At 69.0% G+C, this 13,229-nt stretch carries 21 protein-coding genes; all 21 read right to left on the reverse strand.

All coding sequences use genetic code 11. The annotated features are described in order from the left end of the window. Positions 1-257: 257 nt before the first annotated feature. The 21 genes from PINTE_RS00420 to PINTE_RS00510 all read right to left on the reverse strand — a co-directional run bounded on the left by PINTE_RS00420 (position 258) and on the right by PINTE_RS00510 (position 13,216). Positions 258-2,741 carry a hypothetical protein gene (locus PINTE_RS00420; RefSeq protein ID WP_068424594.1) on the reverse strand — a complete coding sequence of 828 codons (2,484 nt, stop codon included), beginning with the start codon at positions 2,739-2,741 and terminating at the stop codon, positions 258-260. Then, positions 2,704-3,165: a hypothetical protein gene (locus tag PINTE_RS23030; protein WP_068424603.1), complete on the reverse strand. Its 462-nt coding sequence runs from the start codon at positions 3,163-3,165 to the stop codon at positions 2,704-2,706. Before PINTE_RS23030 ends, PINTE_RS00420 begins: the two co-directional genes overlap by 38 nt. Further along, positions 3,165-3,518: a hypothetical protein gene (locus PINTE_RS00430; RefSeq protein WP_068424614.1), complete on the reverse strand. Its 354-nt coding sequence runs from the start codon at positions 3,516-3,518 to the stop codon at positions 3,165-3,167. Before PINTE_RS00430 ends, PINTE_RS23030 begins: the two co-directional genes overlap by 1 nt. Positions 3,519-3,590: 72 nt before the next feature. Next, the gene (locus PINTE_RS00435) at positions 3,591-3,908 is read right to left on the reverse strand and encodes a hypothetical protein (RefSeq protein ID WP_068424616.1); all 318 of its coding nucleotides are present in this window, start codon (positions 3,906-3,908) and stop codon (positions 3,591-3,593) included. Beyond that, positions 3,889-4,224 (reverse strand): HU family DNA-binding protein, encoded by a 336-nt coding sequence (locus PINTE_RS23035; protein ID WP_068424619.1) that lies wholly within the window; start codon positions 4,222-4,224, stop codon positions 3,889-3,891. Before PINTE_RS23035 ends, PINTE_RS00435 begins: the two co-directional genes overlap by 20 nt. Continuing rightward, a complete protein-coding gene (locus PINTE_RS23040) occupies positions 4,221-4,475 on the reverse strand; it encodes a hypothetical protein (protein ID WP_068424621.1) in 255 nt (84 codons plus the stop codon). Before PINTE_RS23040 ends, PINTE_RS23035 begins: the two co-directional genes overlap by 4 nt. Positions 4,476-4,809: 334 nt before the next feature. Then, entirely contained in the window at positions 4,810-5,193 is a 384-nt protein-coding gene (locus tag PINTE_RS00450) for a RusA family crossover junction endodeoxyribonuclease (protein WP_157086992.1), read from the reverse strand. After that, entirely contained in the window at positions 5,190-5,432 is a 243-nt protein-coding gene (locus PINTE_RS00455; protein ID WP_157086993.1) for a hypothetical protein, read from the reverse strand. The genes PINTE_RS00450 and PINTE_RS00455 overlap by 4 nt, the downstream gene beginning before the upstream one ends. A gap of 62 nt (positions 5,433-5,494) precedes the next feature. After that, entirely contained in the window at positions 5,495-6,751 is a 1,257-nt protein-coding gene (locus tag PINTE_RS00460) for an AAA family ATPase (protein WP_068424627.1), read from the reverse strand. Further along, complete coding sequence (locus PINTE_RS00465; protein ID WP_157086994.1) at positions 6,748-7,521, reverse strand: phage replication protein O; 774 nt, start codon at positions 7,519-7,521, stop codon at positions 6,748-6,750. The genes PINTE_RS00460 and PINTE_RS00465 overlap by 4 nt, the downstream gene beginning before the upstream one ends. Before the next feature lie 96 nt (positions 7,522-7,617). After that, positions 7,618-7,809, reverse strand: coding sequence for a hypothetical protein (locus PINTE_RS22415; protein WP_157086995.1), 192 nt, complete (start codon positions 7,807-7,809; stop codon positions 7,618-7,620). Positions 7,810-7,951: 142 nt separating this feature from the next. Then, a complete protein-coding gene (locus PINTE_RS00470) occupies positions 7,952-8,221 on the reverse strand; it encodes a hypothetical protein (protein ID WP_157086996.1) in 270 nt (89 codons plus the stop codon). 18 nt (positions 8,222-8,239) lie between these two features. Beyond that, complete coding sequence (locus PINTE_RS00475) at positions 8,240-9,802, reverse strand: DNA cytosine methyltransferase (RefSeq protein WP_068424638.1); 1,563 nt, start codon at positions 9,800-9,802, stop codon at positions 8,240-8,242. A gap of 183 nt (positions 9,803-9,985) precedes the next feature. After that, positions 9,986-10,246: a WhiB family transcriptional regulator gene (locus tag PINTE_RS00480; RefSeq protein WP_068424644.1), complete on the reverse strand. Its 261-nt coding sequence runs from the start codon at positions 10,244-10,246 to the stop codon at positions 9,986-9,988. A 12-nt stretch (positions 10,247-10,258) separates the two neighbouring features. Continuing rightward, positions 10,259-10,546, reverse strand: coding sequence for a hypothetical protein (locus PINTE_RS00485; RefSeq protein WP_068424647.1), 288 nt, complete (start codon positions 10,544-10,546; stop codon positions 10,259-10,261). Between the two features lie 86 nt (positions 10,547-10,632). Further along, on the reverse strand, positions 10,633-10,809 hold the full coding sequence (locus PINTE_RS22420; protein ID WP_157086997.1) for a hypothetical protein: 177 nt from the start codon (positions 10,807-10,809) through the stop codon (positions 10,633-10,635). Then, positions 10,806-11,753 (reverse strand): recombinase family protein, encoded by a 948-nt coding sequence (locus PINTE_RS00490; protein WP_068424656.1) that lies wholly within the window; start codon positions 11,751-11,753, stop codon positions 10,806-10,808. Before PINTE_RS00490 ends, PINTE_RS22420 begins: the two co-directional genes overlap by 4 nt. Continuing rightward, entirely contained in the window at positions 11,750-12,583 is an 834-nt protein-coding gene (locus PINTE_RS00495) for a PD-(D/E)XK nuclease-like domain-containing protein (RefSeq protein WP_068424658.1), read from the reverse strand. Before PINTE_RS00495 ends, PINTE_RS00490 begins: the two co-directional genes overlap by 4 nt. After that, positions 12,580-12,765 carry a hypothetical protein gene (locus PINTE_RS00500; protein ID WP_068424661.1) on the reverse strand — a complete coding sequence of 62 codons (186 nt, stop codon included), beginning with the start codon at positions 12,763-12,765 and terminating at the stop codon, positions 12,580-12,582. The genes PINTE_RS00495 and PINTE_RS00500 overlap by 4 nt, the downstream gene beginning before the upstream one ends. Then, positions 12,762-12,965, reverse strand: coding sequence for a hypothetical protein (locus PINTE_RS00505; protein ID WP_068424667.1), 204 nt, complete (start codon positions 12,963-12,965; stop codon positions 12,762-12,764). The genes PINTE_RS00500 and PINTE_RS00505 overlap by 4 nt, the downstream gene beginning before the upstream one ends. Beyond that, on the reverse strand, positions 12,962-13,216 hold the full coding sequence (locus tag PINTE_RS00510) for a hypothetical protein (RefSeq protein ID WP_157086998.1): 255 nt from the start codon (positions 13,214-13,216) through the stop codon (positions 12,962-12,964). The genes PINTE_RS00505 and PINTE_RS00510 overlap by 4 nt, the downstream gene beginning before the upstream one ends. Positions 13,217-13,229 lie beyond the last annotated feature (13 nt).

Raw genomic sequence — 13,229 nt, forward strand, 5'->3', positions numbered from 1 at the left:
TGCCTGACCGGCGTCCGACCCGGCCGCCGCGCCCGCTGCGCCTTTCAACGCCTCCGCGGCACCCAAGCCGGGGATGAGGCCTCGGACAGCGCCGCGCAAAGCGGCACCGGCGAGGTCACCCGCCGACGCCCCCTGCTCGGTGGCTGTCGGCTGCGGCGTCGGGGCAGGGGTGGGGTCCGCAGCGAACGCGGCCCCACCCCCACCCAGCATGAAAACGGCCGCCACACCAGCAGTGGCAGCCAACCTACGCAAGCGGGTCATGACGCCCGCTCACCCCACAACGTGGCCATCTTCGGAGCCTCCTTCGACGGAGTCGTCAACGACGCCCGCCTCACGTCGGGCGCCCACCAGCCGGTGTCGTGATGCACGTGCCGCACCCGACCATCGAAACCGCGGACCGTGAAATCACCCGTCCCAAGCGACGGAAGCCGGGCCGCGTCCACCGGAGCGAGTCGCATCATCCGCGCCATCACCTCAGCGTTCGCGCCGACCACCCGGCCGCACAGCGTCTGACCCACCAGCGACCCGATCAGGTCATCACCGAGCCGGGACATGGCCGTCGGGGTCTGCATCAGCCACAGAATCGCCGCATCAACCTTCCGCGACGTGTACGCCGACCGGCGCATCAACGTCGCCATCGCCGAGTGCCCAGCGAGAGTCACACCCAGCTCGTCATCGATCTGCATCTTCGGGTCCGTGTCAGCCCACAGGCTGAGTCCCGCCAGACGAGACGCGCCGAGCAGGATCGGCACCGACTGGTGCATCCCGACCGTCCAGTCATGGCGGTCCAGACCGATGTCCGGGATTTCGATACCCGGCATCGTCAGCACCGTCACGCCCGCCGACGACACGGACCTCGTCAACCGATCCGCGTCCACGTCACCCGCCGGGAAGCACAGCATCCCCTCAAGCGAGTCACGCTTCCCGCGCAGCAGCTTCCCGACCCGCCGCCCGGCGTCGCCCTCGCGGTCGAGGGCATCCAGGATCGTCGAGGAGTGCTGCCCGTAGGCGCCGCCGACCTCGTTGCACGCCGCGGACACAGCCCGCATCGCGTCACGGTCGTCAGCGAGTTCCCACGCGCACGCCCGGGTCATGTCGACCGCGAACGCCACCCGCTCAGCCCGCGCCGCCCGCAACGCACCAGCGTGTTCGGCGTCGCTGGTGCCGTCGGTCTGCACCGGGTCCGGGATCAGCACGTGCGGCATCAACGCCCCCTGAGGGGCCTGTGTCGTCACCGGTATCTCACGCCCGTCCACACCCGGCGTCTTCACCAGACGCGCCATCCCCGAATGCGGCGACGGGTCCGTGATGATGACCCGCCGGCCGACCTCGTGGCAGTGGGCGGCGGCGCCGACACCGACCGTGGACTTCCCCGTACCGAGACCGCCGACGACGAGGGTCACGCCGGACCCTTCGACGTCGGTGCGGCTGGTCTTCGCCCTAGGGCCCTCCCACCAGTCCATGACGAGGTTCTCCCGGGTGCCGTCAACCGCGCCGAACAACTGCCCGACCGTCGCACCAGCACGCCCGGAGGAGTTCGGGACCCCAGCGGCCCACACCCGAGCCGAATCCTGCGTGACATGCCCGTCGAGCCGGAACAGCCGGCCAGGCTCCATCGACTCCCAGTCCGCGTACTGCCCGAGTTCGTGGCTGACGGTCGCGTGGATCTGGTCGTCGGCGTCCTTCACAACCGAGGTGACGGCCTTCGCCGCCGCCTCGTGCGTGTCCCGTGGGAGGGCGACCTTCACGACGGCCTGCACCCGGTAGGAGTCGATGCGGTCCTGCGCGCGCAGTTCACGGTTGACCTGCACGGCGCGGGCGATGCCGTCCTCGACCTCGGGTGTCGGGTCGTACCCGGCCTTCGCCGAGGAACGCTCGTGGGAGCGGTTCTCCCGCAACCGCAGCTGCATGTCTTTGCGCAGCTCCCCGGGGGATACGACGGTGCCCTGCGCGACCAGGTAGGTGCGGCCCGGGCGGCGCCCGAACCACGCCAGCCACGGCGGCTGCGCGGCCGAGTCGAACCCGGTCGGGGCGGTGTCGACACGCACCACCGGCACCCACTGCTCCACCCGGTCACCCGCGTGGAGCGTCGACAGGTGCGTGTTCGGCTGCATCGGGTCCGCCGACGGCGTAACCGCCCCGGCGCCGGGGAGGCCCATGCGGGTGAACTCCCGGTGCAGGTCCTCGATCTGCCCGGCGGTCAGGCGACGCCCGTACCCGCCGATCACGTCATCGAGGAGACGGACCTCGTGCTGCACCTGAGCGAACTCGGACAGCTCCGGCGCGAGCGGCGCGCCCGGCTCGCACAGCGGCAGATGCTCCCGCGCCACCGCACGGTCGGCGACCCGGACCGCCAGGACGCACCGCCACCACGCCGCACCCAGCGAGGAGTGCACGAACGCGTCCGCCATCCGGTCCAGGTATTCCCCGGACGCGCCCGGGTACTCGGCGTCCTGCGCCGCCCGGAACGCCGCCCGGTCCGGCGACTCGTGCCACCCGAACCACACCAGGCGCCGCCCGACCAGGTCCGGGTACATGCCGGCCTGCGCGGCGATGACCTTGTCGACCCCGGCGCCGAGACCGATGGTGTCGACGTCGTTCAGCAGCCAGAACGCGAACGTGGTTCCGGCGGCCGGGTGGGTGAGGAACCGGCCGTGCGCGTACGGCTCCTCCGCGCGGATCCGGGCACGCTCGGCCCGGCTGCTACGCCACGCCGTCAGGCGGGCAAGAGGGGTAGTCACATCGACTCCTGAATCGGGTAGGAGGCGCCACCGGCGCCCCCACGGTGAGGGGGCCGGTAGCGACCGGGATAGGTGAGGCCCCGACAGCGGTCGTGTCAGGGCGGCGGGGCGCCGCGGCTTCCGACCGCAGCACCCACAGCAGGTACGGGAGAGGCTTCTGCGGTTTCTCGTGACGGCCCACGACCCGCAGTACCGAGACCACGGTCGCGAACCCCGCGACAACCGCCGCCAGGGCGGCGGCGATCAGCCACCACGGGCCCGCGCCAAGCACGGTCCCGACGGACCAGAACGCCACCCCGTACGCCGGGACCGTGACGGCCATCCCCGCGAAACCGCGGATCCACATGTGCCAGCGGAACTCCCCGGGAAGCTCGGTCGCGATCTCCTCGACACGGTTCGCCGCGTCGTCGGACTCGTAGATCATCAGCCGGAGAACGCCGCCCGCAGGAACCACCCGGCAGCGCCGACGAGGAACACCACGAACCCGATCGCGGACACGGTGCCCCACCCGATCGCGGAGGCCATGACGACGCCCTGCTGACGGGTCTTCTGGGTGTTGCCCTTCCCCGCGGAGAAGCTCTGGGCGATGGCGAGCCACCCGACCGCGACGGCCAGGAGGAACAACAACACTCCGACGAGGAACGACATGGACGGCGCGAGCCCGGTACTGGAGTTCGCGAGCTGCGCGAGCTGCGAAGACTGGTTCCACACGCCAGCGCCAGCCTGGGCCGCCGCTGTCGCGGTACCGCCCGGGGTGGGGATCGGGTCAGGGTTCATGATTCGTGTCCTTTCGATGAGGAAGGGCGGCCACCCCCGATGGGTGACCGCCCACTTTTGTGTGCGAAATGTTCAGGCCGGTTCGACCCGAACGGGGGTGAGAGACAGCCACCACACGGGCCGCTCAGGAACAGGCGGCTCCCAGCCGCCCTGGAACATCAGACCGGCCGCTGCGAGCGGCGCCCACGGCGCGCACGGCCCGGGGTCGATGACGCGGAACCGGTAGGGCGCCTCGTCGAGCCGCTCGGGTGCCGTGGTGAACCACAGCCAGCCGCCTTGACGGCGCCGCCACCCAGCCGGTTTCGCGTACCCGGACACGCGCGCACAGCGGGCCGCGCCAGGGTCGAACGTCACCCACCACAACGGCCCGTCAAGCGGCAGCACGGTCACGTGGCTTGCGCTGACCGACCGGCCGATCCGGCAGTAGCTGAGGGTCCGCCACGAACTCGCGGAACGCGGGGAACGGCCGGAACTTCGGCGCCCGCGTCGGCGGGATCACCAGGCCCTCACCCTTCCGCGGGTTCCTGCCCACCCGCGCAGCCTTCTCGACCCGCTCGAACGAACCGAACGCCGCCACGCTCACTGTCCCGCCCGCCGCGACCTCACGGACCACGACGTCGAAGAACACCTCCAACACCCTGCGCGTGGTCGGCTCGTCGACCTCGGCGCGGGTCGAAACCGCCCGGATGGCCTGCTGCTTGTTCACTCCCCACCCCCACCATCGAGGGCGGCCTCGATGCGGTCGATGTAGGCCGCGATCCGGCGGGCGGCGATGTCCATCGGCGACCACCCGTGGTGGACCGCCCACATCGCTTCCGCGTTGACCATCGCGCCCTCCCATGAGCCGCACACACGGACGTGGCAGCCGGGGCAGTGCGCGACCCAACCATCCGGGGTCTTGTACACCATCGGGTTCTGCGCCCCGGGCGCGTCCGGGGGCGTCTTCGGGGCCGTCACTGCGCGGCCCCCGTCGTCGTGTCGAGCATGCTCTGTGCCCTTTCATGTCGGCAGCCCGGCACCCCAACGGATCACCGGGCTTCTGTAAGCGATTCTGCTGGGTTTTCGGGAGCCGGAAGTCCACGTACACCTGACCGGCATGCGCGACAGTCCTGGGAGGCTCCCTGTAGCGAATTCGGGGGTATTTCAGGTCAGGCCCGGGATGCTCGTGAGTGCGCCGCCTCATGAAACCGGGACAAACGGCGCATACCCGACCTCGACATACCCGACGACGCCCACCCACACCGCGCGCACACGGCGACCCACCACAACAGGCCAGCCCGGAACACCCGCGTCACAAGACCTCCTCGACGAGCAGCAGCCGCAGATGCGGATCCACACGGTCCGGGGCCGTGATCACCGGCTCCGGCTTGCCCATGAACTCCGGGGTGTCATCCGGCACCACGCCCGCGTCAACCACCCCGTCACACACCGCCTTCAACGTGGCGACCAGGTTGTCCGTGTCCCGCCGCCTGCCGTCCCGCGGCGTGTACTCCAACTGCACCCGCACCCTCGACAGCGGCGGAACCCGCGCAGCCCGCACCAGCAGCCGCACATCCGACCGCACCCTGCGCGTCTCCCGAGCCCGCGCCGCCCAATGCTGACGCGCGTTCAACGACAACGGCGGCTTCACGTACGGCAACCGGATCCGCCACACCCGCGTCTGCGTCTTCGTCACGACGCGGCCCTCGCAGCGATCCCCGCGAGGGTCTCCGCCGCCGCCTCCCCGACCAGCCAAAGACCGGCATCGTCCTCCTCAACCGCCCACGCGATCGGCGGCACCGCGAGCACCCCAGCCCGGGCAGCGAGCCTGTGGAACTCCGGCAACGCTGCCGCCCGCAGCCTCGCCAGCGTCCACGAATCATCCAGGACCGGCCACCGCACCCGCCACGACGCGGCGGGCTGCGTTCCATCCATGAAGTCACCCCTTTCTGGGCGCCACAACGGCGCCCCATCCCCGTCGATAGACACCACCGCGATCACCGAGGCATCTGGTACACGTGCGCCAGATTCGGGTCACGAACCGGCTCCGCAGCGTCGTCCTCCCACGGCCACGACGTCCCCGGACGCAACCGCTTCGGCCACCCCCGCGACTCACGATCACCACGCCACCCGCTGAACGACACCACCCGCTCCTCAAGCGACGACCCGTCCGCCAACCGGATGCCGTAACCAAACTCCGGCCACCGAATCCACAACGAGGACCCCGTCGGCCGCAACGGACGCTCACCATTGCCCTGCGCATGCGGCGCGTGCGCCTCCGTCATCAACGCGCACGACGACGCGGCACGACACCGGTCGAGCACCTGCGAAACCTTCCGAGCAGGCTCTTCATCGTTCGGGTTCGCCGCGTGCAGCCGGTAGATCGGGCCCGTCACCAGAAGATCCGGCTGCAACGCCGTCACCCGACGTACCAGCCACAACTCGTCCTCCGGCTTCGTCAAGTCCAGCCCCGACGGGACCGTCTCCACCCACATGTTCAGCTCCGGATCATGACCCGCCTGACGAGCCACAACCCGCAGCGACCGGAGCGCCCGCCGCAGCTTCGCCGGGCCGTTCTCGCAGTCCACGAGCAGCACACGCTGCGGCTCGAACCGGGCGTACGTGAACGGGTGCACACCCGCCGCGGCGCACACCGCGATCTGCCGGCACAGCACGCTCTTCCCGAGACCTTCACCGCCGGTCAGGATCAGCCGGTCACCGTGTTCGAGCAGGTCCGGGATGACCCAGTCGAACGGGTCGTCCTGCGTGTCGAGGAACTCCCCGAGCGTCTGGGTGGTGACCTCACCCGCCGACTCGATCCCATCCACGACGGCCTGGGCTGCGCCGGCGATCTTCGCTGCGAGGTCGTGAGGGTCTGCGTCTGGCTTCTCCGCGAGCTGCAACGCCCGAGCGCCGATGGCACCGAGCTTCCGGAGCCTGGCGTGCCTGGCCACGATGTCCAGCGCGTACCCGGGATCACCGAACCCGAACTCGGTGACCCCGGTCACTGACGCGGCGCCACCGGCGCGTCCGAGGGTCCCGCGTTTCGTCATCTCATCGATGACGGACAGTGCCGAGACGTCCTCGCCGCGGACGTGGAGTCCCTGGACGGCTTCGGCGATCTGCCGGTGCGGCGGGGTGAGGTCTTCGACGCGGATGGTTTCCCACACCGTTTCCCGGCATTCGGGCTTGGTGATGAGGCAGCCGGTGATGGTGGCTTCGGCCTTGATGAGTGCCGGGTCAGGCTGATTCATCGCAGGGCCTCCGGGATTTCATTGCCGTGCGCGTCGATGTCGCGTCGCTGTCGGCCGTTGATGGAGCGGATGTTCGCGCCGGGGTTGAGCCAGCCTTTGGATTCGGCTTGTGCACGCAGGGTGGTGTATTTCTCCCGGAACTTCGCCATGGAGCGGATGTTCGCCCGCCAGAACTGGTCTTGGGTGGCGAACTCGATGATGCGTTCGATCTCGGGGAGTGGGTAGCCGTCGCTGGTGGTGAGGAGCCGGGCGGCGTCGAGGTTGCCCTTGTTGCGTGCTGGCTTCTGGTGGCGGTTGGCGGTGACGCGGGCGTCGAGGAGGTCGAGGATGCGGGCGGCGTCGGGACGAAGTTCCGACTTCTTCTCCCCTTCTCCCCTTCTCCCCTTCTCCCCTTCTCCAAGGGCAACATTTGCTTGAGGCCTCACTGAGTCCTCAGTGAGGCCGTCGTGATGACTCACTGAGACGGCATTGTCGCTGGTGGGGAGGGGATAGCGGCTCTCGGTAGGCCGATTGATCTTCTGATGTGTTTTCCACGACGTGATGTGGAGAAAACGGCGCCCGTCGACTTCGTAGCGGGTGATCTGACCGTGCTTTGAGAGGTGCGTGAGTGCCGATTGAACCCTCAGTGAGGGCTCACGGAGGCTTCCGTGAGCATCCATGTCGAGGGAGAACAGGTCCGCGACGATCATCCGCTCGTCGTCCCGGCCGACGCCGTTGTCATCGACGTAGGACCACAACCCGATGAAAATCAGCCTCGTGTGCCAGTCCATGGCCGCTACATCCTCAGACCTCCAGAATTCCGGCCGGATGCTTCGGATGCGCATTCTGACTACCTCCCTTCTGCCCCTCTAGTTCCTCGTCTCTGGTCACCGCCAGGACCAGTTGGTTACCCATTCGTGTGAACAGCGGCGGCACCGGTATGCGGCGGCGAATCCTGTCTGTTCCGTGGTGATCAGACGTTGCGGTGTTTCCAGCGACGTGATGCATTTCGGGCACCGGTCTTCGCGGCGCATCGGGTCGTTCCAGTAGTCGTCGCTGTTGTCTATGGCGTGGTCCACGGGTCCTCCTCGGGGGATGAGTGAGGGCCACCCGCCCGTGTTGGGGGGTGGCCCTTGATGTGGGTGGCGGCGCACCGCTGGCATGGGTCGCCGGGTGTGTCTGTGAGCCGGGCGGCGATTGCCGCGCGGCACTCCGTGCAGGTCACGTGTGTCCGCCGAGTGGAAGTGGTGGGGTGCCGTACTCGTCGAGGTCGTCGGGGATGGCACTCGGGTACAGCCGGTCGATGACTTCCGCGATGAGCCGTGTCTTGGTGCGGTCGTCGAGGTTGAACGTGGCGTCGCGGGAGCCGGTGATCCGGTCGGCGGCGTCAAGGACGTCCTCGTGGCAGTCGCCGAGGCCGTGCAGGAAGCAGCAGTGCCCGTCGTGCAAGGCGAGCTTGGGTGCGATCCAGCAGGAACAAGGGCGGTCCATCGGGGTCTCCCTCGGTGGTCAGTTCAGGGCGGCGGCGACCGCGCCGACGATGTCCCTCGCCGTCGGCGGTGTGACGGCGTTTCCCGCTAAGCGGGTACGCTCGCGACGTGTCCCGGCCCACTCGTAGGTGGTCGGGAACGCCATCGCTCGGGCGGCTTCGGACGGCTCAAGCATCCGGAACAAGCAGTCGTCGATCTGCGCGTTCGCGGCCTCGATGTCGCCTGGCGTGATGAGCGATTGGTGGCCTGCCGTGGTGACGGTCCGCATCACTTCATGGGCCGGTGTGGTCATCTCGTCGCCGCCGCTGTTGTTCCGCATCACGAGGGCGTGGTGGTTCCCGGATGCGGTGACTGTGGAGAGCGCCGACTCGACGGACCGGGCGTCAGAACCGCCACCGCGTAGTTCAGCGATGAACGGCGTCACGACGGCTGTTTCCAGTCGGGTCGTCTGCGTCCGCATCGGTTCACCGGCGGCACGGGCATGCTTCCCTTCGCGGCCTTCCACGGGCACGATGAGCGCCTTGGACTCCACGGTGTGGATGGTGCGCAGCTGGTCGCTGACGGGCCACACCCGGTAGTACGAGTTCGGGTCGCCGTAGCGCGCGTGCTTCGGGTTCGACGCGTCGTAGGTGTTGCCCGCGGCTTCCAGGTGAAGCGGAACGGCCAGTCCTATATGGTTTCCCGACGCCGCGACCGTCGCCGAAGGCTCATCCAATGACGGTGCACGCCAGTAGCGGGCGATCCCGGCGGCGATCCGAGCGCGGGTCTTGTCCGCGAGGGGATTGTCGCGGTCCCCGATCCTCTTCCCGGGAATCGACCAGTCGATCGCCGTGTATGCGGGCAGCCAGCCGGGCTCGACCAGCGCACCGCACCGCGCAGTACTGCACACGAACACGTACTGCGCGCGGTACCGGCCGGCCGTGCGGCCGTTCTTCCACGACTTCCGGGTCTCCACCAGACGGTCACATGACGGGCACCACGCCCGCGGACGTTGGATCGCGTCCAGGTCGGGGCGCCGGTCACCCTTGCGCCAGAACACGGCGTAGAACCGGTCCCGCGACTGCGGAGCCGGGAGGCCCGCGTGCTGCGCGTGCATCGAGTTGATCGACAGCACCTCGTGGTCGTAGCCGAGGGAGTCCATCGCCAGGAGCCACGCTCGGTACGGGAGCCACTTCATTACGTCGAGGACGTTCTCGACGATCACGGCCCGGTACCGGTGGTGTTCGGAGTACCGGACGACGTCCCACATGGTGGCGCGTGACCGTTCCGCGGCCTCGTCGGGGAGGATCTCGCCGAATAGGTCGGGCTGCCCGTCGATGACGCGACGCGCTTTGCCTTGCGCGATGGAGTGGTGCGTGCACGACGGGGACAGCCACGCGATGTCGGTGCGCGGCACCAACCGCGGGTCGTACTGTGAGATGTCGGCTTGGATGTGTAGCGCGTTCTGGTGGTTGGCGTTGTGGACGTCGACGGCGAGTTTCCAGTGGTTCGCGGCGACCTTCACCTCGACGCCGGGGACAGCGATGGCGCCGGTCGAGCTGCCGCCGGCCCCGCAGAAGAAGTCAGTCAGGGTCACGGTCACGCGTGTGTCTCCTGGGGGTGTGGGAGCGGCCCGCCACGACGGTTCGTGACGGGCCGCTCGGGCTAGGTAAGGTAGTGGGGAACTGCGCAGGCCGCTCAACGGCCGTAGGCGGCCGCGATGGCGTCCCAGATGTAGTTCGTCACGAACCGTCGCATGGCGGGTTGTCCTCTCGTTCGTCGCTGGTCATGCCGCGTTTCCTCGTTTGAGGCGGCGCCGTTCCCGCTCGGACGTGCCGCCCCAGATGCCGAAGCGTTCGTCGTGGGCGAGGGCGTATTCGAGGCATTCGGTGCGGACGGTGCAGGCGGCGCAGACGCGTTTGGCTTGGCTGGTGCCGCCGCCTTTGTCTGGGAAGAACTCTTCTGGGTCGGTTTGTGCGCAGAGGGCGGAGTCTCGCCAGTTGGCGTCGTCTGCGGCGAGGTCGGGCAGGTACAGGTCGATGCGCATTGTGTCGCTTCCTTAGAACAAGACCATGGTGTTGTGGCAGTTGCAGCGGCAGCGGAGCCGGTGCGGGCCGGGGCACGCGCCGAGGTCGTGGCTGGGTGGTTCGACGCCGTCGGCTTGCCAGCACTTCGCGTGGCTGGGGTCTCTGGTCGGGGCGTCGCATTGGCCGGTGATGATGCACGGCGTGACGTGGTGGCCGTCGATGGTGTCGGGCGCTATGACGGGCCCGGCGGTGCACTTCGGGAGGCTCTTGCGTCCGCCGCTGGTGACGATTTGTGTCGGGTGGTTGATCCAGTCGCCCACGTGGCTGCTCCCGTGTGGTGGCGCGCCGCGGGGCCGGTCCTGCGTGTTCGGTCCGCAGGTGTCCGGCCCCGCTGTGGCGTGCTGGGTTAGAAGGGTCGGTTGTCGTCTTCGTCTGTGGTGGGGCGGTGGCGGATGGTGATGGTGGTGGTGCCGTCGCGGTCCCAGTCGGTGTGGGCGACGAGTCCGGGGCCGAGTTGGAGCCGGTAGCGGCCCGCCCCCGGGTCTTGTGGGGTGGGGGCGGGCCGTTCGACGGTGGCGGTCATTGCTCGTCTCCGTCGCTGGTCTGGTCTTCGGTGAGTGCGGCGAGGACGAGGTCGGCTTCGCTGCCGGTGAGGTCGCCGGCGGTGGCATCGCGGCCGAGGACGTCGCGCAGGTAGGAGGCGCGGCGTTCCTTGCCGGTGTTGGTGCGGGCGGAGTCGGTGAAGACCTCGTCGAAGGCGGCGCCGATGCGGGCGAGCTGGTCGCGGCTGGCGGGCTCGTCAGTGGTGACGGTGACTTCGCCGGTGGTGGTGTCCACGGTCTCCCGCTGCTGTTCGGGTTCGGCCCGGGGGGCGTCGTGGACGATGCGGGTGTTGGTGAGGGAGTCGAGGGTGACGGGCTTGCGGCCGGTGCCGGGCCCGGAGGGTCGGGACTCGCCCCGCTCGATCTCCATCTCCTCAACGGTGTAGATGCCGTTCAGGGTGTCGGGGGCGATCTTGCGGCTCACCTCGGAGACGGCCTTGGCGTAGAGCATGGCCTGCGGGTCGGACTGGTACTTGTCGTTCTTGGTGTACCCGGCCTTCTTCGCGCGGGCGTAGTCCCAGTCGCCTTCTTCGATGGTGTCGCTGCCGCGGCGGCGTCCCTGGACGATGACGCGGTCGTCGGTGGAGGACACGGTCCACAGTTCGTGGCCGTCGCGCAGGACGAGGGCGGCCATCATGCGGGCGTACATGCTGGTGGTGCCGTGGACGTTGTAGAGGCCGCGGAGTGCGTTGATGGGGTCGAGGCCGAGGGACGCGCCGAACATGATGGCGGCGGCGCCTTCCTGCGGTTTGCCGCGGAAGTGGGCGGGGACGATGCCGGTGGCGCAGAGGACTTTCGCGAGTTCGTAGGCGTCGTGCATCTGGAGGGCGGCTTCGCGGATGAGTGAGCCGCCGGTGGGCCGGTTGGTGGTGACGGCGGCGATGGTCTGCTCGTTGGGCTGGTAGGTGTCGAGGTCGGTGCTCACGGGGTGTCTCCTTCGGTGAGGGCCCACCTTGGTAGGCGGATGGTGCGGATGATTTGGTCGGTGTAGCCGGGCCACGTGTCATTGCGCTGGCAGGTGGCGAGGGTGGTGAGTGCGTCGCGGTACCGGGCGCGGCCGGCGGCGGTGGAGTCGTCGTCGTATTCGTCGATGGAGACGAGGTGTGGGGCGTCTTTCTCGACCACGACGAACAGGAACCGCACGTCGTCCTCGCCGGTGATCCGGCGCCAGGCGTCGGTGTAGAACGCGGCTTGGACGTGGTAGCCGTAGCGGGCTGACCCGTTGGCGAACCCGTCGGGGTCGGCGCTCGATGCGGTGGTCTTGACGTCGATGAGGAGCCGCGTGCCGTCGGGGAGTTCCCCGGCCCGGTCGATGAGTGCCTTGCAGTTGATCCCGGTTTCCTCGTCGGTCCAAAACAGGGCGACTTCGGAGTCGCCGGGGAGCGCGAGGAGCTGGGACGCGAACGGGTGGGCGAGGACGGCTTGGGCGCACGCGGCGGCCTGGTCGTAGTGGGCCGCGAGTAGCGGGGCCTTTCCGGCTGCCCGGGCGGTCTTGACGGCGTCCTTGTAGGCGTTGGTGCGGCGGTCGGGGAAGTCGAGGCGTGCGATATCGGCGCCGCGGCCGAGGATCATGGCGTGGACGACGTGCCCGAAGTCGAACGCGTCCCGTGGGGGTTCGGGGTGGTCGAGTGCCCATTTGTAGCGGGCTGGGCAGTCGAGGATGCGTTTGAGGGAGGTTTGGGACACGGCGGGGACGGCCCGGTAGTCCGGGTCGGGCATGCCGGTCACGACCCGCGCCGTGGCGGTATCGGTCATTGGTTCGCCGCGATGTAGAGGAGCAGGGCCAGTCCGGTCAGGGCCACCGCGGCTGCGGAGGTCGCGGCCATGACCGCTCGGTCGATGGGGCGTTTCTTGCGGATGAGGTTGATCGTGGAGAGCCCGAGCAGGAACGCGAACGTGGTGATGGTGACCCCGATGGTCCACACGGTGGGGTTCATCGGTTCTCCTTGTCCTGTCCCCACGGGTCGGGTTTGGCTGCCGGGGGTGGGTCGTTGCGGGTGAGCCAGTCCCATTCGGCGGCGGCGGCGCGTTCGTCGAATGCGCGGTCGGCTCGGTCGTCCCACCAGTCGTTGGCGTAGTGGGCGTCGGCGCTGGTGTCGAGGCCGTGGTCAGCGATGGGATAGGGGCCGCGGTTCATCGGTGGCTGTCCTCGTCGTAGCGGCTGATGATGCGGTCGAAGAGGGTGTCGACGTCGCTGTCGGTTAGGTGGTCGAGGGCGTGTTCGTGGACTTCGCGGCGCGCCTTTTCGCGTTCGGCCGCGACTGCGGTGGCGCTTATCTGTGCGGCGCGAGCGGTGAGGCGCTGTTTCTCGGCGGCGGCCTGTTCGGCGGCGCGTGCGGCGAGGTCGGCTCGGCGGTGGTCGCGGAGTGTGTCGATGAGTGCCCACACGATGGGTGCGCAC

Source organism: Piscicoccus intestinalis NBRC 104926 (genome assembly GCF_001515525.1).
Taxonomy (GTDB): Bacteria; Actinomycetota; Actinomycetes; order Actinomycetales; family Dermatophilaceae; genus Kineosphaera; species Kineosphaera intestinalis.